The organism is Niveispirillum sp. FG156, from assembly GCF_057809555.1.
Window position 1 is genome coordinate 44,524 of the sequence record NZ_JBMDKE010000036.1, and the last position, 22,432, is coordinate 66,955.

At 58.8% G+C, this 22,432-nt stretch carries 23 protein-coding genes; 13 read left to right on the top strand and 10 right to left on the bottom strand.

The window, feature by feature from the left end; genetic code table 11:
* The first annotated feature begins 4 nt into the window (after positions 1-4).
* Both ACODSP_RS21025 and ACODSP_RS21030 read left to right on the top strand, forming a co-directional pair.
* Positions 5-793, top strand: coding sequence for a hypothetical protein (locus ACODSP_RS21025; RefSeq protein WP_488967497.1), 789 nt, complete (start codon positions 5-7; stop codon positions 791-793).
* The gene (locus ACODSP_RS21030; RefSeq protein WP_488967498.1) at positions 790-1,443 is read left to right on the top strand and encodes a hypothetical protein; all 654 of its coding nucleotides are present in this window, start codon (positions 790-792) and stop codon (positions 1,441-1,443) included. The genes ACODSP_RS21025 and ACODSP_RS21030 overlap by 4 nt, the downstream gene beginning before the upstream one ends.
* Before the next feature lie 4 nt (positions 1,444-1,447).
* On the opposite strand, the gene ACODSP_RS21035 is transcribed toward ACODSP_RS21030, so the two are convergent.
* Positions 1,448-1,726: a PqqD family peptide modification chaperone gene (locus ACODSP_RS21035; protein WP_488967499.1), complete on the bottom strand. Its 279-nt coding sequence runs from the start codon at positions 1,724-1,726 to the stop codon at positions 1,448-1,450.
* A gap of 163 nt (positions 1,727-1,889) precedes the next feature.
* Here ACODSP_RS21035 and ACODSP_RS21040 point away from each other — a divergent pair, with 163 nt between their 5' ends.
* Positions 1,890-3,572 (top strand): ATP-binding cassette domain-containing protein, encoded by a 1,683-nt coding sequence (locus ACODSP_RS21040; protein ID WP_488967500.1) that lies wholly within the window; start codon positions 1,890-1,892, stop codon positions 3,570-3,572.
* Positions 3,573-3,654: 82 nt separating this feature from the next.
* On the opposite strand, the gene ACODSP_RS21045 is transcribed toward ACODSP_RS21040, so the two are convergent.
* The 3 genes from ACODSP_RS21045 to ACODSP_RS21055 are packed head-to-tail and all read right to left on the bottom strand — an operon-like array spanning position 3,655 to position 7,570.
* On the bottom strand, positions 3,655-3,951 hold the full coding sequence (locus ACODSP_RS21045) for an XRE family transcriptional regulator (RefSeq protein WP_488967501.1): 297 nt from the start codon (positions 3,949-3,951) through the stop codon (positions 3,655-3,657).
* Between the two features lie 17 nt (positions 3,952-3,968).
* Entirely contained in the window at positions 3,969-7,322 is a 3,354-nt protein-coding gene (mobF, locus tag ACODSP_RS21050; RefSeq protein ID WP_488967502.1) for a MobF family relaxase, read from the bottom strand.
* A complete protein-coding gene (locus ACODSP_RS21055) occupies positions 7,319-7,570 on the bottom strand; it encodes a ribbon-helix-helix domain-containing protein (protein WP_488967503.1) in 252 nt (83 codons plus the stop codon). Before ACODSP_RS21055 ends, mobF begins: the two co-directional genes overlap by 4 nt.
* Positions 7,571-7,822: 252 nt before the next feature.
* Here ACODSP_RS21055 and ACODSP_RS21060 point away from each other — a divergent pair, with 252 nt between their 5' ends.
* The 4 genes from ACODSP_RS21060 to ACODSP_RS21075 all read left to right on the top strand — a co-directional run bounded on the left by ACODSP_RS21060 (position 7,823) and on the right by ACODSP_RS21075 (position 10,810).
* Positions 7,823-8,197: a hypothetical protein gene (locus tag ACODSP_RS21060; protein ID WP_488967504.1), complete on the top strand. Its 375-nt coding sequence runs from the start codon at positions 7,823-7,825 to the stop codon at positions 8,195-8,197.
* Complete coding sequence (locus ACODSP_RS21065) at positions 8,190-8,975, top strand: hypothetical protein (protein ID WP_488967505.1); 786 nt, start codon at positions 8,190-8,192, stop codon at positions 8,973-8,975. Before ACODSP_RS21060 ends, ACODSP_RS21065 begins: the two co-directional genes overlap by 8 nt.
* Positions 8,972-9,754: a hypothetical protein gene (locus ACODSP_RS21070; protein ID WP_488967506.1), complete on the top strand. Its 783-nt coding sequence runs from the start codon at positions 8,972-8,974 to the stop codon at positions 9,752-9,754. The genes ACODSP_RS21065 and ACODSP_RS21070 overlap by 4 nt, the downstream gene beginning before the upstream one ends.
* 306 nt (positions 9,755-10,060) lie before the next feature.
* A complete protein-coding gene (locus ACODSP_RS21075; protein WP_488967507.1) occupies positions 10,061-10,810 on the top strand; it encodes a replication initiation protein in 750 nt (249 codons plus the stop codon).
* A gap of 62 nt (positions 10,811-10,872) precedes the next feature.
* Here ACODSP_RS21075 and ACODSP_RS21080 read toward each other — a convergent pair whose 3' ends face one another.
* From ACODSP_RS21080 to ACODSP_RS21090, 3 genes are all read right to left on the bottom strand, one after another.
* Positions 10,873-11,034, bottom strand: a complete 162-nt coding sequence (locus tag ACODSP_RS21080) for an AbrB/MazE/SpoVT family DNA-binding domain-containing protein (RefSeq protein WP_488967508.1) — start codon at positions 11,032-11,034, stop codon at positions 10,873-10,875.
* A gap of 220 nt (positions 11,035-11,254) precedes the next feature.
* Positions 11,255-11,557, bottom strand: coding sequence for a CcdB family protein (locus ACODSP_RS21085; RefSeq protein WP_488967509.1), 303 nt, complete (start codon positions 11,555-11,557; stop codon positions 11,255-11,257).
* The gene (locus ACODSP_RS21090) at positions 11,557-11,796 is read right to left on the bottom strand and encodes a type II toxin-antitoxin system CcdA family antitoxin (protein WP_488967510.1); all 240 of its coding nucleotides are present in this window, start codon (positions 11,794-11,796) and stop codon (positions 11,557-11,559) included. Before ACODSP_RS21090 ends, ACODSP_RS21085 begins: the two co-directional genes overlap by 1 nt.
* A 135-nt stretch (positions 11,797-11,931) precedes the next feature.
* Between ACODSP_RS21090 and ACODSP_RS21095 the strand changes: the two genes are divergently transcribed.
* Positions 11,932-12,159, top strand: coding sequence for a hypothetical protein (locus ACODSP_RS21095; RefSeq protein ID WP_488967511.1), 228 nt, complete (start codon positions 11,932-11,934; stop codon positions 12,157-12,159).
* A gap of 37 nt (positions 12,160-12,196) precedes the next feature.
* On the opposite strand, the gene ACODSP_RS21100 is transcribed toward ACODSP_RS21095, so the two are convergent.
* Positions 12,197-13,126, bottom strand: coding sequence for a replication protein RepA (locus tag ACODSP_RS21100; RefSeq protein ID WP_156344615.1), 930 nt, complete (start codon positions 13,124-13,126; stop codon positions 12,197-12,199).
* 340 nt (positions 13,127-13,466) lie between these two features.
* Here ACODSP_RS21100 and ACODSP_RS21105 point away from each other — a divergent pair, with 340 nt between their 5' ends.
* Entirely contained in the window at positions 13,467-15,773 is a 2,307-nt protein-coding gene (locus tag ACODSP_RS21105) for a hypothetical protein (RefSeq protein WP_488967512.1), read from the top strand.
* A 31-nt stretch (positions 15,774-15,804) separates the two neighbouring features.
* On the opposite strand, the gene ACODSP_RS21110 is transcribed toward ACODSP_RS21105, so the two are convergent.
* Positions 15,805-16,590 carry a hypothetical protein gene (locus tag ACODSP_RS21110; protein ID WP_488967513.1) on the bottom strand — a complete coding sequence of 262 codons (786 nt, stop codon included), beginning with the start codon at positions 16,588-16,590 and terminating at the stop codon, positions 15,805-15,807.
* 149 nt (positions 16,591-16,739) lie between these two features.
* Between ACODSP_RS21110 and ACODSP_RS21115 the strand changes: the two genes are divergently transcribed.
* From ACODSP_RS21115 to ACODSP_RS21130, 4 genes are all read left to right on the top strand, one after another.
* Positions 16,740-17,609 carry a sulfotransferase gene (locus ACODSP_RS21115; protein WP_488967514.1) on the top strand — a complete coding sequence of 290 codons (870 nt, stop codon included), beginning with the start codon at positions 16,740-16,742 and terminating at the stop codon, positions 17,607-17,609.
* A gap of 53 nt (positions 17,610-17,662) precedes the next feature.
* On the top strand, positions 17,663-19,120 hold the full coding sequence (locus ACODSP_RS21120) for a tetratricopeptide repeat protein (protein WP_488967515.1): 1,458 nt from the start codon (positions 17,663-17,665) through the stop codon (positions 19,118-19,120).
* A complete protein-coding gene (locus ACODSP_RS21125; RefSeq protein ID WP_488967516.1) occupies positions 19,117-20,052 on the top strand; it encodes a sulfotransferase domain-containing protein in 936 nt (311 codons plus the stop codon). The genes ACODSP_RS21120 and ACODSP_RS21125 overlap by 4 nt, the downstream gene beginning before the upstream one ends.
* 146 nt (positions 20,053-20,198) lie before the next feature.
* Positions 20,199-21,146, top strand: a complete 948-nt coding sequence (locus tag ACODSP_RS21130; protein ID WP_488967517.1) for a TylF/MycF/NovP-related O-methyltransferase — start codon at positions 20,199-20,201, stop codon at positions 21,144-21,146.
* A 37-nt stretch (positions 21,147-21,183) separates the two neighbouring features.
* Here the strand turns inward: ACODSP_RS21130 and ACODSP_RS21135 are convergent, their stop codons facing one another.
* The gene (locus tag ACODSP_RS21135; RefSeq protein ID WP_488967518.1) at positions 21,184-22,365 is read right to left on the bottom strand and encodes a class I SAM-dependent methyltransferase; all 1,182 of its coding nucleotides are present in this window, start codon (positions 22,363-22,365) and stop codon (positions 21,184-21,186) included.
* Between the last annotated feature and the right edge of the window lie 67 nt (positions 22,366-22,432).

Sequence of the window (22,432 nt, forward strand, 5' to 3'; positions counted from 1 at the left end):
GGCCATGACATCCCTGCTGACCGGCGTGAGTCCAGACCGTATCCGAACCGATCCTTTTCCGCATCTGGTCATCCAGGACGCACTGCCGCCGGATCTCTATGCCGCCCTTGCCGACAGTTTTCCCGGGTTGGAACAGATCGTCGGCACCAGGATGTCGCGGATCCCCAGCAACCGCCGCTACATGATGATGGCTCACCTGCTCCTGACCCTGCCCGGGATCCCGGAATGCTGGCGGGACTTCGCCCGCATCCATACGGACTCCGCCTTTCTAGCAGAGGTCGAGTCCCTGTTTGCCGGGCACTGGCCAGTAGCCCTGCTGAACGCCCTAGGCGGACAGCTCAGTGGGCACAGGACGGATCGCCTGAACCTCGTCCACAATCAGTCGGCCCGCATCCTGATGGATGCGCGGCTGGAGGTGAATACGCCGGTCCATCATAAGCCGTCCTCCACTCGCGGGCCGCACCTGGATACGCCGAACCGGCTTTACTCGGGCCTCTTCTATCTCCGGCACCCGGACGATGATGCCATCGGCGGCGACCTCGAACTGTTCCGATGGCGGAACGGCCCCACCGCCGCCATCGATGGCTACACCCTGCCCGACGGGGCGGTGGAACGGGTAACCACCATCCCCTACCAGCCCAATACGCTGGTGATGTTCCGGCAAGGGATCGATGCGATCCACGGTGTCGGCATCCGTCACCCCACGCCCCATGTCCGCCGCTATGTTTTCATCACGGCCGAGATCGCCGAGAACTGGCTGCTGCCCCCATCCCAGGAAAGCGAACTGGCATGAGATTACTGGTCCATGGAATGCAATCGAGCGGCGCCACCAGCTTCACCCAGATGCTGGCCCAACGTCCAGATTGTGTGGCCCTGGTGGATATACCGAACAACTTCGCCGCCCCGCGTGTGACAACCGACCGGGATTTCGTGGCCAAGACCGTCTTGACCACGGCCTATCCACTGTCCATCCATGTGGAGCGGTTTCGACCCGATGCCACCATTCTGCTGCTACGCGATCCGCGGGCGAATTATGTCAGCCTGCGGACCAAGGATTACCGGCACCGCTCCGGCCTGATGCACGAGAAATTCCTGCTGCTGGATCAGCTTTTCGCAGAGGTCGGGCGTTTCGACGCCGTCATCCATTACGAGGATTTCGTCGCCGGCGATCCCACGGTTACGACCGCCCTGACCCGGCTGGGCTGGCCGGTGGATGACAGCTACCGGACTTTCCGCCGATCATACGATGAATTGCTGCAATCTTTGTGGGCAGTGGAGCCGGCCCTGCAGGAGGAAATGGACGTGGTCTTCGGCAATATGCAGGGCCGGGCCGTTTCCGAGACTTATATGGAGAAGCGTTGGGACCTGTCGGTGGAGCAGGAAGTAGAACGGCTGTGCCCCCGCCTGCTGTCGCATTATCGTCGGCGCGCCGACGCGGTCTGATCACCTATTGCACCACCGTGATCAGCTTCTGGGTGGCCAAGTTGGCCAGTAGGGCCAGCACGTCGCGCTCGATCACAGGCAGGGGTGCATCATATTCCTGCTCCAGCGCGCGGCACAGAGACGCCACTGAGATCGCTTCGGCCATCGCCTTCCAGATGCGGGTTCCGATGGCGTCGAGTGTGAAATATTGGCCGCTTTCAATATCCATCATCACCACTTCACCGTCGATTTCCGACGACAGCAGATCGGAGCGGGCGCGGATATGGGAGGATAGTGTCAGCATGGGACACGCGCTCTTCACGGGATTGATGCGATTATATCTAATCACAGCATTGAGGTTTGTCCATGTAATATGGCCCAGATTCCGAGGTCAGGTCTCTACGCATTAACATCCTGATTTTTTACATGTTATCGTCGCGTTGCCCTTTGTTCCGCGCCTGAGTGTCATGCCGCCTACGACCATACCTGCCACCACCCGCCGCCTGTTGTCGCTGCTGGCTGCCTCCTATGGCCGGCGTGATCTGGCACTCATGCTGGGCCTGGGTGTCACGGCATCCCTGGCCGAAGGGGCGGGACTGCTGCTGCTGGTACCCGTGCTGGAACTCGTAGGGGTGGGTGGGGCGGCCCCCCCGTCGGCGGGCACCCTGCTGACCGGCCTCGGGCTTTATCTGCTGCTGGTGACCGCCGCCGCCGGTCTGGTCGCAGCCCGCAGCATCCTCAGCCAGGAACAGCGCACACGTTTCGTGGACCGGCTGCGGGGCACCCTGCATCAGGCCCTGCTGCATGTCGCCTGGCCCGTGTTCCAGGGGCTGCGTGCCACCAGCCTTAAACAGGTCATCGCGGGGGAAGTGGGGCGCCTGGGCCTGTGCCATGACGCGCTGGTCAATCTGGGGGTAGCAGCCCTGACCCTGCCGACCCTGCTGCTGACAGCCCTGGCTTTATCACCAGCCCTGACCCTGGTCACGCTGTGCCTGTCGATCCTGGCGCTGCTGCTGGTCCGGCGCATCGGGCGCAGCGGTTTTGATATCGGCCTGCGCATGGGCCGCGCGCATCAGGAGATGATGGGCGATATCAGCGATGATCTGGCGGGCCTGCGCATCATCAAGGGTTTCGGGGCGGAAGGACGGCGCGCGGACAATCTGTCCCACCGCTTCGCCGATCTGCGCCGCCTGCAGGCCCGCCACAGCCGCATCCAGACCTATGAACATGCCGCCCTGCTGGTGACAGCCGCTGTGATGACGGCAGCGGCCGTCCTGGTGGCGATCCTCTGGCTGCAACAGCCGTTGAGCGAGGCGCTGGTGGTGATCCTGGCCTTCGCCCGTCTGGCACAGCGCGCGCTGGCCGGCCTGCGCTTCTGGCGGATGCTGGAAACCAGCCTGCCGGCCCTGGTCCTGTATGAGGAGATGCTGGACAGGCTGCGCGTCGGCGCAGAGCCGCCGGCGGATGGCAATGGCAACCTGCCCCCCTTCTCCCGGACCCTGTCTTTCCGGGATGTCAGCCTGCGCATGCCCGATGGGCGTCAGGCCCTACAGGGGGTCGATCTTGAACTGCCGTTTGGCACCCTGCTGGCCGTGACAGGTCCGTCGGGGGCCGGCAAGTCCAGCCTGGCCGATCTGGCGGCGGGTCTGGCCTATCCCACCGCCGGCACCCTGTCGGTGGATGGGATGGTTCTGACGCCTGACCTGTTGCCCGACTGGCGGCGTCAGGTGGCGGTGGTGCCGCAGGACCCGTTCCTGTTCCATGACACGATCCGGGCCAACCTGCTGCTGGCTGCCCCGGACGCGATGGACACTGATCTGTGGGCCGCCCTGGCGGATGCGGGGGCCGCCGACTTCGTGCGCGCCCTGCCCCACGGGCTGGATACTATTGTCGGTGACCGGGGCAATGCCGTCTCGGGCGGCGAACGCCAACGCCTCGCCATCGCCCGTGCCCTGCTGCGCCAACCCCGTCTGCTGATCCTGGATGAATCCACCTCGGCCCTTGATGGCGGGTCGGAGGCGCTGGTTCTGGAAACGCTCGACCGGTTGCGGGGCCGGCTGACCATCCTGGCCGTCACTCACCGCGACGCCACCCGCCGCGCCGCCGACCGGGTCCTGGAACTGGCGGGCGGGCGGGTTATCCTGGGCTGAGTCACTTCCAGTATGGGGAGGTAATACAGGGAAACTATGAAAGAGTTCGGATATTCTTTGTATAATCTATATGATCGTTCTGTTAAGACTTGGACAAGTCACCATCTGCTACAGCCTCAATATCGACTTTCAATCCCGCCCTGACACACAGCGCAATCAGGTCGGCCAGTTGAAAGAGATTAATATTCCCTCCTCGCAGATGCTTCAGCCTTGTCGCATTGATGCCGAGTTGGCGGGCCAGCTTGAAGCGATCCAGCTTTGTGTTATCAAGATAATTATGCATTGCGATTAACAGGTCGGCACGAAGCCTGAGGTCCGTCCGCTTAACCGGATCCGGCTCAACAGCATCCCAGACGCAGGCGAAGGCTCTGTATTCCATCACTTACCCCCTCTCGCTCAAAAGCCGATATCCACATCACGTCCCCGAGACTGTTCCTTCCCCTCCATTCTGTCGATACCCCGTCCCAGATTGACTGGAAGGGACAGGATGACGCCTGCCGGCAGGGTTCGGCCAAGTTTCCCCAACAAGGCCATCACTTCGCGCTTGGGCAACCCATCCTGGTTGGAACTCTCCAATCCCGACCGGACAGAACCCAATTCTTTGAGCAGAGGAACGATACTCTTGGTCGGGTCCCCCCCTTTGGAAACGACCAGTTCGACCTCAAGCTCACGACGGGCCGCTGCCAACCCGGCAATACGGCGCACCTGGTCAGGCTGGAGATCACCACCGGTTGCAATATAGGCGATGTCTGACCTGCTCGCATCCGCTCCACGCCTCGACAGGGTTTCTGCGACTGTCGCGGTGATCACTAACCGACCGGCAGTTCTGGGGTTGCCAGCTATATGCAGACCTCTTTCCCGGCTTAACGGCGGAAACTGATGGCGGCTTCCCCTCGCACTGACCACTTCATAGCCGGTGATGCGGCCCGCCTCGTCGCGCCAAGCGAAGCACGTTTCCCCTTGCCCGGAAACCCGCCAGTCGGCGGGGTTCATTCCCGCGATAGCTTGGGACGGTGCACCTCCCCTTTGCACTTCAAAACGCCGGCGGTTGGCGGCCACCGAATCACGCGCCGGCGGAACCCTACCCGCCCCCAACCGATGACGCATCCGTATTCCCAACTCCTGTGCTGGTGTCGGTACAGTAATGGCACTCTGACGGTCCGCCCGTTCGAAGACCCCTGTCCGCACCCATGCCCCCGGGTCGGCGGCATAATCGCGGATATTGTGTTTGATGTTCACACGCTGCATTTCGGCCAGTACTATCTGCTTCACCCTGGCGTCGGAGAGATCTGGTGGCGCTCCCGGCGTTGCGCGGTCGCGCAGCATATCACGGACGCGACTGGTCTCGACAACCATCGTGACATCACACTGATGCCGGGTTAGGCCGACATAGGCTTGGCGTCGATCCACCCCAGCACCATTGTAGAAAATCACATGGCGAACCGTGTCCCCCTGTAGGATATGGGTAGTACCGGCATAGGCATGCTGGATTTTAGGTAGGGCACCCGGTTGCTTCTGCTGCCGCCATCCTCCAACGAAATCCGTAAGTGGAGCTGTTACCTCAGCACCCTTGTCCAGTCTCACACTGAGAACTGTCTCCCCTTTGTCAGCCCTAATGCCTGTGACCGTACCAAGATCACTGGTGTTGATGCCCAGACGCGTCAGCACCTCCCCGAAAACAACCCGGTCGCCAACAGCGATAGGCGTTTCCCTTTCAATCCCATCGCGATGCTCAAACCATAAAGGAACGTCTTTGCTGGTCAGTTCACCCTGTTCCCGCTGCGAGACCCGGATGATCTCATTTAAAGCCCGTACATCGGCATTGCGGGGAGCAATGGCAATCCTGCTGCTATGCGGATCAGCAGCGCGATAAATGTCCCATTGCCTGACGGCGGCGGACAGGGCTTGATCTCTTCCAGTCGCCCAAACAACCCTGTCCCGGGCCTCATAATCACGCACAGCGCTGATCACGTCACCTGCCGCCAATTTGCGGCTGGCTTTACGCATCCAGTCCTGTTCCTGCCGGGTAATCTCGCGCAGTCGTGCCGGTGCCAACTCATCAGCCAAAGCTGCCAGAGCGCCCCCAGCACCAATAGCTTCCAACTGTTTGCGATCTCCCACCAGGACTACCCGCGCCTTGGCCTCATTGGCCAATGTCAGAAGGCGCTTCATCTCGCGGATACCGACCATGCCGGCTTCATCCAGGATGATCATATCCTGCGCCGATAGCCGCCGATCTCCTTCTTCAACATCGCGTATAAATCCAGCCAAAGACTGGCAATCCGTCTGCCCAATTTTATCGCGTAGCCCTTCCGCAGCCTTCCAGGAAGGGGCCAGAGCATGAAGGCGCAACCCTGAGGCACGCGCAGCCTCAGCCACGACAGCCATACCATAGGATTTGCCGGTTCCTGCATCACCCTCCAATAGGCTGACACCGCCACCCTCAATCGCGACATGCCGGCACGCGGCTACCTGCTCGGGCCGTAAGCTGGGGCGCGATTTGATGGCGTTCTCAAGATGGTGATGATGAATGGCACTCGGTTCGTGACGGCGTGCGATGCCAGCTGCCATCATCTCCCGCTCGATACGCATCATTTCCGGAGTGGTGTAGACAGCCTGGCCCAGGGCATCCTGACCGATCTCAAGAAGTTGGCCAGACTGTACCAGCTTTGTCAGTTCCCAGGTGACTGCCTGTACCCCCATGCGCCCCTGGGCATATTCCAGGAGCAGCCGCATCATATGTCGGCTTTCGATAACACTCTCCCGCTCCGTCGCCTCGGCGAGGGCTGCTTGCATGATATCCTGTGTTGGATCACCGAGAGGCTGTCTCCTGCCAGCATGTGTCCGTGTTATTTCCAGTACGCTGGACCCTGGCCACCCGGCAGCAGCAAATTCACTTTGCCAGCGGCGTTCCAAATCTTCCCGAGAGGGTAGCTCACTCTTGGCCACACGGCTGTTACGGGTGATATAAGACGTTTCTGCCCGATCCTCCCGTGTACTGATCCCCGCCTCTCGCGCTAGATCCAGAATTTCGTTCCGGCGTTTGGAGAACTTGAGACACAAGTTACGATCCACACCTGCGATTTCGAAATTGCGCTCCGCCTTGATGATCTGAACCTGCAGCTGACGCCGCAGCTGTTCCGCCAATTCCACCCGATAGGCCGCCTGGATAGCCCCCTGCCAAGCAAACAAAGTTTGTGGCTCCATAGTCCGTGTCGCGCCATTGACGTCTCGGGTGAGGTTCAACACAACGGCATGGTCATGAAGCTGGGGGTCCCCTGCCCTGCTGGTGTAATGCCTGAAGCGACCAGCCACCACATCGTGGGCCACGACACTCTCTATGCCGTCTTTACCGGTACGAGTACGAAATAGGCCCTGCTCAGTTGCGAAGTCCAACGCCCGTTCCACAGCAGCAGTCTGCGCCGCCGAAATAGCCCGCCGGACATCATGATCGCCAGAAGCCCACAATACGGAAACGGACTTTGGTGCCGAAAAGGTAATGTCCAGACCGGCTCTATGCCCCTCGCCGGTCCTCTGTACTAACGCATTCCCGGTTTCCGGATCATAACCAGCACACAAGGCAGCAAAATCAGGGGTTTCAATCCGCCCCTCATGATCCACAATGTCCCAGCGTGGTGCGTACCAGCGACCATAATCCTCATCGGCCCGGCAAAAGTAATCTTCCCGGCGTTGATGCCTCTCATCCGTATAGTAGCGACCTGCACCGGCTCCACAGCCGAGAGACCTCATGGCACCTCCGGCAGGCAATCAGCAATCATGTCGGCGATCACTTGAATCTTGTCATCGATCAAACGTTTCTGCTCCTCGATCCGATGTGCAGATGCAGCGACGGACTGTACCAACAGTACCGGATCGAGCCATGTTTCGACGACCCGACGAACAAGGTCTGAGACGGTTATCTCCTGTTGAGCAGCAGCCCTTTCCAGACGCGCTTTAACGTCAGCATCGAGTGATATCGTTAGAGGCACCTTAGCCATTCTCATCTCCTACCAACGGCGACCAATAATTCATTGATTTAGTTACATAAGTAATTTTGGCATTAAAGATGCGTAATGTGTCTAAACACTTAATTCACCCAATTTAATGGCGTACATCCTTGAGATATACGGATTTACCATCCTATGGGCTAATGCATACCGCGAATGAACAGAATGACCACGAATCTGTTGCAACACTGATTTTCCGCAGTAGCCTGGACATACAGAGCGGCTGAACATGTGGCATAACAAATGGCAAGAACGATCAAGACCTATCCTGTTGAAACAGTGGAGGCAGCAGCCTTAAAGCTTGAAGAGTTTGCGCAGAAAGGACCCAGGGTTCTATCGGTTCGGATGGCAATTGAGCGTCTGCACCCGCAGATCGAGGCCCTTATTGCTAAGGGATTCTCGACAGAGGCTATCATCATGGCCTTACGCGACTGCGGCATCAGCCTCTCAGTACCTGCATTTAGTGAACACTGGAAATCCATCACGCAGGGGGCGATGAAGCCGTCGGCAAAGCGTTCCAGGAAGCAAGCAAAGGGAACCATTGCGGATACCGGTAGGCAGGAAGGCATTGTACGCCCTCCTTCGGCTGCCAGTACCCGGAGACGTGAAGATGTTTAAGCGTATGATCCTGGTTCTAGGCCAGAAGGGCGGAACCGGCAAGAGCACCGCAAGCTGCGCTATTCTGGACCGCCTTCGACGGGATAATGTACCATCTGCTGCATATGATGGTGATGGAACGGATGTCGGCCAGCTGCACCAGCTTTATGCAGAGCGGGGACGTGACCGACAGCCTGTCTTGCCTCAGGATCCCATGCGCGGCGTCGTGCCCTATGACATTCGCCATGAGGGGCAACGCGACTTGTTGCTGAACAGTCTTCAGACCGGTGCCAACGTCGTTCTGCATGATTTGCCGGGTGGATCACTTATACCTGTTATCAGTGTTGCTGGGTCCGCTTCTGCACTCACTGACATGGCCGCTGAAGCGGGTTATCGGATTACTCTTGTGATCGTGCTCTCTCCCGCTTTGGCGTCGGCCTTTGTCGTAGGCGATATTCTTGACCAGTTTGGCACCAGCGTTGACTACCTTGCCATCCGAAACCGGTTTTTTACACGTGTTGCCGGCTTTGCTCTTTTCGATGGTCATACCGATGCGACAGGCAGCATTATAGGCGGCAAAAGTAAACAGCGTCTGCTGCAATCCAATGGCCGGATCATAGACATGCCGAGCCTTATGGAGGGGGAGACCTACTGGATGCTGGAAGCGCTGGATCTGGGTTTTACAGCAGGACGTAATGACCCGCGTCTCTCCATCGCTCATCGTAGCCGTGTCAGCACGTTCCTAAGGGAATTCGATGCTGAGCTGGACAAAGTCAGGGAACTGGTTGGATTGCCATGAGCAAAGGCAGCATCTTCCAGGAGGCGACTAAGGATCTTTCCCCAGAGATACGTGAACGGCTTCTGCTGGTCATGAACCGGCTGAGCCTGTCACCAGATAGCCCAGAAATTATCCTGCTGTCTGTTGCTGGCCACGTCATGGCAGCAGCTCATGACGTCCCTAAGCGGATGCAGGCTGCTGGCCATGACGTAAGCGCTGAGGTCCGCAAAGCGTTGGATGATGTCCGCACGACTATGGTCGCTACCAAGGAGGCTGCCAAATTTGAGGTCGAGGCCGGCATGGTAAAAACCATTGATCGCCTGTTTCAGGCTGCCGGTACAAATATCCGCAAGGCAGAGGCCTCTCGCTGGGTCTTGAAGACTACGGTTGCCTGCCTTGGGGGTATCCTGGTCACCCTTGCCATTGGCGGGGGCCTGATTTGGCACGTCGTTAACGAAGCGGCCGATATGCGTGTGCAGGCAGAAGCAGATCGCTTAAACAGCGTCGTTGCTGGATATAAAGTGGAATTGAAATCGCGCGGTAAATGGGTTGGTGACCTAACTAAGGATCAGTATGAAGCTGCACAATGGGCAGCCAACCTCTCTCGACAAGAGTTGATTGCCGTTAAATGGTACCTTGGCCCAGATGCCGCACTCGTCCGTCAGATTGTCGCAACGGCAACGAAGAGTAAGGATAATTCCCCATTCCCTTGCATAGGGTGGGGGCAGCAGAGCTGGGAGATCGGTGGGCGAGGCGTGACAACATGTACTGTGATTATCGGTCGACCCGAGCAACGCTGAAACGCCGGAAGTTCTACGTCACCCAATCCAGGTGAGTTTCTGGCCTTCCTTGTCCTTTTCCATCCAAAAGGTCTTTTCCTCAGTTCCTAACTGTTCCTTAGATTCCTAAGGCCAAATTCATTTTATTTTTCAGTATCTTGAGAGCCATTATCGGACATTATGACGGGAGACTCGGGACAAATCTACGGGCCTTATCGGACGCAAGTACGGAGATATCGGACATTCTTGCGGTGGAAAGGGGCATTTCGGACATTATGACGGTGTATTTCGGACTTCCCGTAAAATCATGTCCGATATAAGGCGACTGTGGTGGAGTTGAATTACCTGCGCTCAGATGGCGGTCGGGTATGGGAATCTTCACCCTTGCTCAGCACTTGCCGGATTGATGAACGATCTGGCAGCCTACAATACAGCTTCCCCAGCGGCCTCAGGGAGCGGCTGGTGGAACCGGCGCTCTACAGCATGATCAGTCTACGTGTGCAGTGGGAATTCGACAGCAAATATGGTCTGGTCCTGTATGAGACCCTTAAGCGCTATGCCGACCGGGATGCCGCCCAACCTTGGTGGTCCGTCAAAACGTCCGAATTGCGGGACCTGCTGGGATGCCGGGACAAACTGACCGATTGGAAGGATTTCCGCAGACGCGCCCTGGATCCGGCCCTGGAGGAAATTGATCGGCTGGCTGAGTTTCGCGTGCTGGTCATCGAAACCCGTCAGGGTCGTGGTCGCGGTGGCGGTCAGGTTGTCGCTGTCACCTTCCAGATTGAACGAAAGCCCAAGGAGGCGGTCGCCGCGACGATCCGGGAACTGGAAAAGCCCAAGGTCCAGCGACGGGGGGAACGCAAGGCAAAGGCCGAGGACATTGCCAGTACAGCAGCCGCCCGCAAGGCGCTGCATTTCCTAACAGGGGCAGATGCCGGGACAAGGCTGAAATGGGCCAAACGGGCCGAGGCGATCGGCATAGAGCTTCCAAAGGCGGCCAGTGCGGTAGAGAACCTTCCCCGCTGGGTCTCACAGATCGCGGTCGAGCTTCTCGCCGAAGAAAGAATTCGCTGAGGGTGGTAGGACCCGATATCAAGGACACACCGATATCTTTTTGATATTAAACAGCTTTCCCCTCACCCAGACACTGGCCCCTCCCATTCGATACGCTCCGCCCCCACCGGGGGGCCGGGAAACTGCTCCTCATGCTGATTATCCGGCGTCATCCCAGCAACGAGTTCCTCCAGCGTATACCGCTGCGGGTTGTGAGGCTCCGCCTTCTTCGGATCAACCGGCATCTTGTCCTCCAGGTTCTTCTGATATCCGCTGACAGGAAACGTCAGACATGGGCCGTTGGCAAGTCCCCGGAAAGGTCATCCCCCACAACAGGCTGATCTTCCGCCCCAGTCCGGCTGATGCTCGCGCCCAGCCTGTCCCTGCGCAAGCAGGCCTGTCAGTTGGTGCACCCACCTGGGCGCACCGCCAGAACAAAAATTGATATCAGACAGATATCTGATATCAATAACCTGTCAGCAGCATATCCAGCGCATTCATGATCTGCTGATGCTGGTCATCCAGGGACTGAATGACCTTGCCCAGATCCCGCCGCCGCAGGGTGGCGATGGACTGGGTGACCATAACATGGCGTTGTCCCTGGATATCGAAAACCGGGTTAAGGGTGGCGATGGGGGCCGGTGCTTCCTTTTCCGGGAACAGCGGAACAACGACCCGCGTGTCCAGCCGGTCCAGCAGATCGGCCTGCACATCCAGCAGATAGAAGGACCGCTGCCCCGTCATGGCATAGACGTCGAAACGCGCCATCAGAACTGCCTGTATTCGGCGAGCGGCAGACCCTTTTCCTCAACATGGGCGTTCCAGGCATCGATGGCCGCCTGATTTTCCTGCCGCCATTGCGCCGCCTTCATATCGGAAACTGCGGCCGCCAGCCCCCGCTCACAGGCCTGCGACAGGTTGATGTTGAGCTGACGCGCCTCCCGCAGCAATGCCTCCGGCAGGGTCACATTGGTGCGCTGACGCAAACCAGCCGTCTCTCGGGTCATGCAAGCCTTCCTGGTCGATAGGTATCAACTATGCGCATGATCCATACGCACGTCAATGTACCCCCATTCAGGACTGGCACCCCACCCCCGCCCTGTTCCATGATCGGGGCTCAACCATCCGGAGCCTTTTGCGCGATGATCGACCAGAACGGCCAGCCCGTGACCAAGCCCGCCTTGAAGACCTATCTGGCTACCTACAATGCCGGGGTGCGCGGGTCGAAGGAGTTCGGTGCCATGCCCCGCGCCCTGATCACCATTTGCGACAATCTGGCCTTGGGCAAGACCACCTATGTCAAATGCGTGGAAGGTCAGGTGCAACTGTCGCGGCGCAAGGATGGGGCCGTCGCCGGCAATGGCCTGTGAGCCCTGTCTGTAAAAGAGGGCGCGAGTAGAGTCCCGACTATCCGCCCAGCTTACTGATCGGCGGGGCCGACGGGTACAGCATCAACCCGTCATCCTCCAGCGTCACATGTGCTTGCGGATAGGCTGCCAGGGCCAGTTTCAATTGCGGGATCATGAACCGCTTGAAGTCTCGGATGCGCGCATATTCGGCCCCATGCTGGGCATGCAGGGCCTGCCAGGAAATGCTGGTCGGCTTGGACAGGCTGCGCAGCCGGTAGCAGAGCCAGACATAGAGATCGAGCGCCAGACTGCTGGCCCCGATAGCCCGGATAGCCTGTTCCAGCAGTGGGATCGGGTATTTGCGCAGATTGTCGTAAAAATCCTCCGACAACACGATATGCTCTTCCCAGAGCGCGCCCTGCGTATCGTCGGTCATCCGCACGCCCAGCTGACCACCCTTGATGATGGTCTGCCGCATGAAGCCGGGCGCGCTGTCGGGCGTCTGCTGCCAGCTGAACATGACGGTCGAAGCCGCGATACGGCGCAATTGCTCACTGACCGACTGCCTTGTCTTGCCGCCCGGTGCCACGCCGATCCGTTCCAGGAAGGCGTTCATGGTCCGGCCCACCTCAACCTCGCGGCTGCCGGTGCGGATTGCCTGGGTTTGCAGATACAGCATTACCAGACGCGCATGTGCGCCGAACGGCACGCCGACCTTCACCACCTCACTGCGCGTCTTGCCCGGCAAATGGCCTGGACTGATGGTCAAGGTGACCTGACCCATTTCGCGCTGCCAGACGGCATCGTCGCTGACGCGCTTGTGTGGCAGAGCGGTGAATGCCCAGCCTGTATAGGCCCAGCCCAAATCCTCCCGCTCGCCGGCCATGACTTCGGCGGCGATGTCGACGAGATGTTTCTCGTCCGGGTCGGCATACAGCTTGGCGTTATCCTTGCCGTGCTGCCGGATGAGCTGATGTATTGTTCCCATAGCCTGCAAGATTACCCGGCCTTTTCCCGAATGCAATCGGGACTCTACTCGCGCTAGCTATTAGAAAGGCTTTTAGATTCTAACTTATAGTTATGCGAGTAGAGTCCCGGGGATAAGTCCGAGTCGCGCGAGTAGAGTCCCGAAGGGGCGCGAGTAGAGTCCCGGGGACAGAATCGGCCTGTGAATTTTCCAGGCGGCGCCTTGTTTTCTTTTGGCCCCCGAATCGCGGCGACGGGGATGGGGGCGCGAGTAGAGTCCCGACAGGTCCGGCAACGTCGGACTTGGTGAAGCAAGGCCTGTTGGGGGACAATGGCGCCCCGTCTTCGCAAGCATGACCCCCATGGACCTCTCCACCCTGCTCCAAAACGATCCCCTGCTGGTATCGTTCGATGTGTTCGACACGCTCCTGCTGCGCCGGGTGGAACCGCCTTCGGCCCTGTTCGAGCGGGTGGGGCAACGGGCGGCGACCGTCGGTCTGGTCGACCCGTCACTGTCGCCTGCCCTGTTCCGTCTGGCCCGGCAGGAGGCAGAGAAACGGGCCCGCGCCAAGGTGAAGGGTGCAGAGGTGGATCTGGCCGCCATCCATGCCGAACTGGCGCTGGGCGACCCGGCGGCCCTGGCGGCGCTGGAACTGGCGGTGGAGGCGGAGATGGTTTTCGCCAATCCCCTGCTGCTGCCCGTGCTGACGGGGCTGGCCGGGGCCGGCATTCCCGTGGTGCTGCTGTCCGACATGTATCTGGCGCCGGACGATCTTGCCCGCCTGCTGGCCGGGGCCGGGATCGGGTCGGACCTCTACCGCCGCCTCTATGTCTCCAATGCCGAAGGTGTGTCCAAGGCGGGGGGCGGCCTGTTCGCGCGGCTGCTGGCCGACCATCCCGACATTCCGCCCGCCCGTATCCTGCATCTGGGCGATGATCCGCTGGGCGATGTCGCCATGGCGCGGGCGGCGGGCCTGCGCGCCTTTCATTATGTGCCGGGCCCTGGTCTGGCGGCCCTGCGGGAGCGTGAAAGGGCCGTGGCGGGTCTGGGTTGGGATGGCTGGGACGGGCTGGCCCCCCGCCGGGCGGCAGCCCTGGCGGGGCTGGATGATGCGCCCGGCGATGCCCCTGCTTTGGAATTCGGCGCCCTGGTCCTGGGCCCGGCTGTGGTCGAATATTGCCGCTGGCTGGTGGCCGAATGCCGCCGGCAGCAGATCGCCCATATCGCGCCGCTGATGCGGGAGGCGGCCCTGTTCGCGCCCCTGCTGTCCGACATCATCGCCCGCACGGGCGGCGGCATCAGGGTGACGCCCCTGTTCGTGTCGCGTCAGGCGCTGCTGCCGCTGGACCTGGCGCAGATCGACATGGCGGCGGCCCGCCGCCTGCTGGAAACCCGCCCGCACCTGCCCTGGGACCGGCTTCTGACCCTGGCTGGCGGCGCCGTGCCGGATGACCTTGCCCCCTGGGCGGGCCTGACCCTGGAACAGCTGCTGGCGACCCCCGCCGCCGGTCCGGCCCTGGCCTTGTTCGATGATCCGGCCCTGCGCGCCGCGGCCGCCGCACAGGCTGCACAGACGCGGCAATTGCTGCTGGATTACCTTGATCCGCTGCTGGGTCGGGACCTTGTCGCCCTGGTCGATCTGGGTGCGCGCGGCAGCACGCCGGCCGCCCTGGTCCGCCTGCTGCCCGACGGGCGGCGGCGCTGCCGGCTTTTCCTGGCCTATGCCGTGGCCGATATTGCCGCCCCCCTGGCCGATGGTATCGCCATCCAGGTCTATGCTGGCCAGGATGCGGCGGGTCAGACCCTGGGCCGCATCCTCTATCGCAGCCCGCAGATCCTGGAACGCGCCCTGACGGGCCTGCACGGCACCACCCTGGGCCATGTCCGCACCGCCCAGGCCCAGGTCGAACCCGTGCTGGCCGATCCGCCGGCGCAAGGGGATGAGCGCCGGACCCTCTCCTTGCTGCAGGAAGGCATCCGCCGCTATGCCGGCCTGATGGCGGCCGCCTGGCCGCCTGAGGCCCCGCCCGTGCCGGGATCAGCGGCCCTGTTGCCGCTGGCCGCTGCCCTGCTGCGCCCCACGGCGGCGGAGGCGGGGCTGCTGGGGGGCCTTGCCTATGATCAGAATGACGGGACGGAGGGGGAGCGGGTGATCTGCGACGCCACGGCCCTGGAAACGGTACGCCCGCTGGCCGGCCTGCGCGAAGGTCCCGTCCTGTCGCTGGCCCTGGGTCTGCGTCCGGCCCTGGCCCCCTGGCCGCAGGGCGCCCTGGTCCGCCATGATCCCGGCATTTTCCAGCGTCCGGCCGATCTGCTGGCCCTGGAGGGCGGGCACGGCCCCGTCTGCCGGGCGCTGCTGGCCCGCCTGCAGGAAGGCGGGATCGCCCGGTTCGGCATCCTTGCTGTGGGGGGGGAGGGCGGGATGGCCCCCGACTTCATCCGCACGGCCCGCGCCGCAGGGCTGGAGCCGGCGGCCTATGCCGACCTGATGGAGCATCTGACGCCCCCGCCCCTGTTCCACGGCGTACCCGTGCAGCCTTTGGCGGCGATGCGGGGGGCGGGCCTGCCCCTGGTGCTGGTCACGCTCGGCTATGCCTCCCGGCTGGCGGCCCTGATGCGTGAAGGACCGGGAGGCACCCCGCCCCTGATCGCCCTGCTGCCGCCCTGAACCCATTCACCTAACATTGGAAAATCCAATTCTAGGCCTCTAGCATCCATTCGAATGGGCTTCCAGCTAAACATTGTTCTATTTCACTATAATTCTCCAAAACTTGGCGGAGATTGTCTTTCGTCTGTTTAACGTGAACGGGCTTGAAGGGGGGGAAAGTCTCCAGACCCAACAGACCACATATGGATTGGCGCGCATATGCTGAGATGGCGCCGTCCGCATCGAACAAGCTTTCATATGTGAGATTAAGTCGATGGCGTGCCCGGACGAGCGAGTTTTCGATCAATGATGTCTGTTCCGCCGCCTCTGTTAGGTGTGCAATGAGGTTCTGTGTATCAAGCCGGAAGCTATGGACCCGGATGGCATCGACATCATGCGTATGCCAGACCTTGTTGAGGTTAGCGATCTGGCTGGAAATCAGCCCCTTTAAGATGTTATTACGCTTTAGATGAATCACAGGAATATCATTCTTATAAAGAAATCTTATGAATCCGGGTGTTCCCCCCGGATTCTGACAGAAATCATTTAGATGATGAGTGCTATTATATTTAACATCAATAATTGCAATGCGATCACGTGATCTGCTTTTAACATACTCTAGATATTCCTGGAATATATTTAAATTTGAATCTGGCAGGGAATTCCGTAAATCCTGTCGTACTTTTTCCAAGTAAAATGTAAAATAATTCATGTCGTGGCCGATATGACCATCATGAAATATTTCAAAGAAATATCGCAGACGAGGATGTTGGTTGAATATGCTGCCAAGTGCGCTAGTTCCTGAGCGTTGGTTGGCTATCAAGAAGCAGATACTCATCAGTCGCTCCGACTAGCAGAGATAATTTCTTACCGATCATTCTGTTGTGTATCATAATTCTAAGATGGACCTCCACTATGGTAGTGATGCTAGGTCCGATGCTGATATGCTGAGGGCATAACAGCCCGGCGAATGGACAGGCTCTATCCATGCGGTTTCCAGATTTCTACGTCATTGGTCCCCACAAGACCGCCACGACATGGCTTTACAACGTGTTGGCCGAGCATCCTCTGATTTCCAGGGGCTACCTGAAGGAAACCTTCTATTTCACGGAAATCTACGAGGGGCAAAACCGTGCTTTTGCTCGCCGGATGCGGCTGCGGGCCCTCCAGGATGCCATTGGCGAGCAACTGGCGGGAACAGGTGTAATAGACCAGCGTCGGCTGGACGTGCTGGCCACCTATGGTCTGCCTGACAGCCCCACCGACGCCGCCTATGCCGCTCTTTATAATGGGGCCAGCCCGGATAAACTCGTGTTTGACTGTACGCCCAGCACTCACCGCATCAGTGTAGATGGTATTGAGCATTTGAAAAGGCTTTCGCCACAGGCGAAGATCGTCATCATTTTGCGCAATCCGTTGGATCGTCTCGTCTCGATGATCGGCCATCGCTTGGCTGCCCATAGCCTATCGACTGGTACAAAGGAAATAACGACGGAAATGACGGCTGCGGCCTTTCGGCATGTGGCTAATTTGGAGGATTACCATTCCTGGATGCCGCGTTGGCACCAAGCTTTCTCCTCCGAAAACCTGCATTGTAGCTTCTTTGAGGATCTGCATGACGGTCAACGCGGGGTAGATGCTTTGTGTGCCTTCCTGGGTGTGGATCCGCGGTTGGCAATCTTCCCCTCCATCGGTGACGTTATTGGGGCCCGCTCTATCCGCTGGCAGCCCGACCCTGAAATGCTGGCTGCGTTGTACCGTCTGGCGCGTCCATCGCTGGACTACTTGGCTGAAAAGGTTGGGGGCCATGCTTTGCGTTGGCGTCAGGAGGCTGCGACGGTCTACGCGACTAGGTGAGTCTGGTCCAGCATGGTACAAACATAACCATCGCCCAGGAGAAGAGACAAGCTATGTCCGATACCGTTTTGTCCGAAGCTCGGATCGCTGGCTGGCGCCAGGCTATCCAGGAGGACATTCAGGTAAATTACAGCCTGGCCATGGCCATCTCTATCTTCCGGATTCAGGAAGCCGCCACTGCTCTTTCTTGGCTGAATAAGGCAGGAGCGAGCATACCGCATCCTGCTTTGACATATGCCAAGGCCAAATTGCTTGAGGCAACAGGCCAGCATGCCGCGGCGACGGCTGTGAAACTGCCAGCTGATGCCTTGCCCGGCGCCATAGTGGAGTGGTGTCGGCTGCATCTGGACAGTCCCGGTATCCCGGTCGCAATCGCTTTAGACGTTCACGAGCAGGCGATCATGGAACTGGGTACAGAAGAGTGGACAGCGACGAGCCGGGCTTTGCTGACCGTCGAGATGGGGTGTCTGCGCTGGCGGTTGAATCAGCAGGCAGAGGCGATCAAGGATTGGGGACTGTTGCTTGGTGATGCTGCCCTGCCCGCTTTCGCCAGTACTCCAGAGGTGCTGACCGCTATGGTCAAGGGGATGCGTCTGCTGGGGCAGGGTGGCCATTGGAACTTGGCCTTGAAAGGCATGACCAGGGCTTTGGAAGCAGTGGTTGAGGTCAGTATTCCTGATCAGCAATTCTTTGACTTGGCTGTAAAATTGATACGCGATGCGTACCGGTTGGCGCCAGATCAATGCCCTTCAGGCGCTTTGGCTGGATTTTTCCCTTTGCTGAGGCCCTCCGAGGCTATGAGCGTGGAGCAGCTTCTATGGTTTTCCAGTAGTTTCTTCACCTCTGGCTACCTGGATTTGGCGGATCAGGCAGCCATGATTGCCGCGGATAAGGCGCCCGACAGAGCTGACATCAAGGGCACCTTGGCTAATATCCTGGTTGCGCGCGGCCAACTGGCTGAGGCAATCGCCTTTTTGTCTGAGGTCGTGGCGGCCCACCCTGGCGAACTGTTGTTGCTGGGCCGTCTGGCTGCTGTTCTCTTCATCGCAGGCCGCCATGAAGAAGCGGCAGGAGCCTTTCAACAATGCACCGCTCTGCCAGGGTCTGCGACGCTGCGTGCGCGGACGTTGGCCGAGTATGGGCTTTTTCTGATCGCGACAGGAAAGGACAGTCGGGGTCTGGAAGTCTGTCAAGCTGCTGTTGACCTGAATGCGTCGCCCCTGACTTGTGCCCATCTTGGCTATGCACTGTTTGCGGCAGGTCAATTTGAAGAGGCCGTCATGGTCCTGGATTGTGCCATCGCACAGGCTGGGTCGTCGCCAGCCGCCTTATTGTCGAGGGGGCTGTTGCGTCTGTCCAGGGGCGAGGCCGGAGACGATTTTGCTGTTATCCAGGAACGGTTTCCCCCGTACATGATCCGCCTGGCTGCATGGCAACGACCCAGGCATCTCGAAATGGCGCGCCATCATATCAATGCACTTACCCTTGATCAGATATCACCTGCTACGTGAAGGCGCAGACGATGGTTCCAATTTACCTGCATGTCGGATACCCGAAGACCGGGACAACGACCTTGCAAGCCCACCTGTTTCCCAAACATCCAGAGATTGATTATATTGGAAAGTACATCCCGAGCCTCGGATACGAGACCCAGAATATCGGATATCTGATCAACCACATCATTTCTGCAAATGGAATGCGCTTTGACAGGGAAGCTTGCAGATCTCTGAAGTCCATATTGGACGAGCGGCGGCACACCAGCCAAGCCAAAGCTATCATTATATCGACAGAATCCTTCCTGCATGTTGCAGGCACTGATTTTGAGATCCTGGCTCGTCGTATTCTGGAAGCTTTCGCACCTTGCCGTATCATGGTGTCGCTCCGCGAGCAGGTTGACTTGTTGCTATCTTTCTACCGGACTCATGGAAAATATGGACAGTATGTCTTTGTCCATAAGGAGCAATCCGAGCCACTGTCCTTTCCAATCAGTTTCGACAGTTGGCTGAATATCAATATGCGCACCATAGATCGTAATATACCTGGTATTCTTTATTATGATAAAGTGGATCGTATTCTTCAGAATAACTTTAGCAGTGAGGATTTTAAGTTTTTCCTGTATGAAGAAATGCGTGACGATTTTGAGGCTTATGTTGGATCGCTTTCCCGTTTCTTGGGTATAGATGCAGCTATGTCCTGGGATATTCTGCGGGGACGGCATGAGAATCCCAGCACCTTGCAGAACGGACAGATACTGGATGGCCGAGGGGAAAGCAGACTGTATCTCTCTCCTGTGCTTGCTGACGCGAAACACGTGGCAGCAGACGCTTCCATTCGCCTGAATCCTAGCCGGGTGGCCGAAATTCGTGCGCTCTATGCCGATAGCAATCGTCGCTTGGCGCGGCATGGACATCTTGCCCTGGAGCGGTATGGTTACGCCCTGTAACCAAGAATGCATGACTGGAACCAAAGTCACCGATGAGCAACGCCGCCGATCAGACCGCCCGTCTTTTGACCCTCACCCGTATCGAACCGGAGCAGGGGTGGTGCGCCCGGACCACCCTTCCAGGCTGGGTTGGGAGAGGAGATCACTTGGCGGCCCCCCTGGCATCCGTGCTGCGGTTGTTTGAGAATGGGGAAGAGATCGGGCCGGGTCATGCCATGCATGATGGGATTCGTACTCTGGGTGGGGGACGATATTCGCACTGGGAGGGAGCCTTGTTCTTTTCCGCCAGCGATAGCAGCAATCCAGCTGACAATGGGCGGCTTTACCAGGCACTGCTCCCCCCTCCTGGTCTCATGTCCTCCCTGCAATCCCTGCTCGCAGCCAACGCGACAGCCGCTCTGACCGAAGTCGCACGTCATACGATCTTGTCGGCGGCTGCCGGGATCATTGATCCAAGTTTCATCCTCCCCGACCACGGCCGGCGCCTTGAAGGCGACGCGGGGTTTCGGGCTGCCTTCCATAGGTTCTTTCCAGACCAGATCAATACGATGGATCGCAAGTACGCCGTGTGGCAATTGGCACAGCTGGTTCGCCCGCTGCAGGGCGATATGGTGGAAATTGGGTGCTACACCGGTGCCACATCTTGGTTCTTGGCTGACCAGATCGCGCGGGGAGACCGGGAAAGGTCACTCCACCTGTTCGATTCATTCGAAGGTCTGTCCCGGCCCGGTGAGCAGGATGGCAGCTATTGGCAAACTGGGGCTCTACGTACCGGGGAAGACGTCGTCCGACGCAATCTGGCCGAATTTCCCTTTGTTCACTTGTACCCGGGCTGGGTCCCGGATCGGTTCGGTGACGTAGCCGACCGCCGCTTTGTTCTGGTCCATATTGATGTCGATCTTTATCAGCCCACCCGGGACAGCGCCGCCTTCTTTTATGACAGGTTGGTCCCCGGTGGCCTGATGATTTGCGACGATTACGGATTTAACAGCTGTCCAGGTGCCACCGCCGCATTAGACGAGGTGATGTCGGACAAACCGGAGCCGATCATCAACCTGCCGACGGGTGGTGCCTTCATTATCAAGCAGCCATAGCTCACATTTTATTGATGCTCATCTTCGGTCCCGGCTTTCATGCGATACCCAGCTCGTTCCGATAGCGGTCAACCATCATAGGATGCGCGTGGTAGGCATTGGTAAAGCCACTGGCGACCAACGCCTGCAGTATCTGCGAGAAATAGACGCTGGCCGTAATGACCGGCATGGCGGGGTCTGCTGAGGCAAGGAATGCCTCTGGCGACTGGATGGTGATCCCTTCCAGGCTGCCTGTGCGTCGCTTATCAACCAGAGTGGCCACTTGTATTCCTGCCTCCCCCAGCAAAGGCAGCAGCCGCTCTCCTAATATGCCCAGTCCCCAGAGCGCAACCGGGCGTGATGTATCAATATCCGCCAAGCTGGTCGGAATTTTGAAACGGCTTGCCAGATCGCAGGCTGGAGCATGGGCTCCACGCCCGAAGACATACTCGGTGTTTGCCTCTCCTGTTGAGATGTTCTGTAACTGGAACCCGTTTTTGCGACAGAAGACGTCGAGGATTTCCGAAACCCGCGTGAATTCCATCGGCCAGCCGCCCAGCCAGTCCCGGACGTCCGTATAAAGGTTCATCCCTCGACTATGTTTATAGTCAGCCATGGTCCTGAACAGACCCAGCATGTTTGAGAGCTTCCCCCCACAAATGGTATTCTTTATATAGTTATACTCCATTATATAACGCTGAAGTAATCCAGATTTATTATATTTTTGTTTGATGTCCAGCCAGTGTTGTGGGCCAGGATTTACATATACATCGCTGTCATAGAGAGCAATATAGAAGATTCCATCATTGGATACACGGCGGATCGCATTGTCAATTGCGTGCCACTGGCTGCCCGTATGATGCAGTACCCCCCAGGAATATACGAAATCAAACTGGCCAAGCCCTTCCATGAAAGTCTGATCTAGTACGCTGCCCTGCAGGATCTTCCAATTCTGAGGAGAGCCAACCTTTTCATGCAGCAGGCGTGTGGTTGCTACGGAGTTCGGATCATAATCGAAGCTCACCACCTCATGGGCTCCGGACTGCCAAGCCGCAAGGGAGTGCAGGCCACTTCCCGATCCAATATCGAGCATTCGCAGGCCCGTAAGATCCGAGCGGCCCAGGAAGGACAGCATATGCTGACGGGAAATCTCGATCTTCTCCTCGTCGAAATGCAGATCTATGTACCGCTTCCAGTTCTTTCCGAACTCGTAACGGTCAGGCGTGTCTTGTACGGTCATTGTCTGGACTCGACGCAGCATAGGGACCCCACCGGGGATGCGGCGATCATGTCAGGGGGGCGTGCTT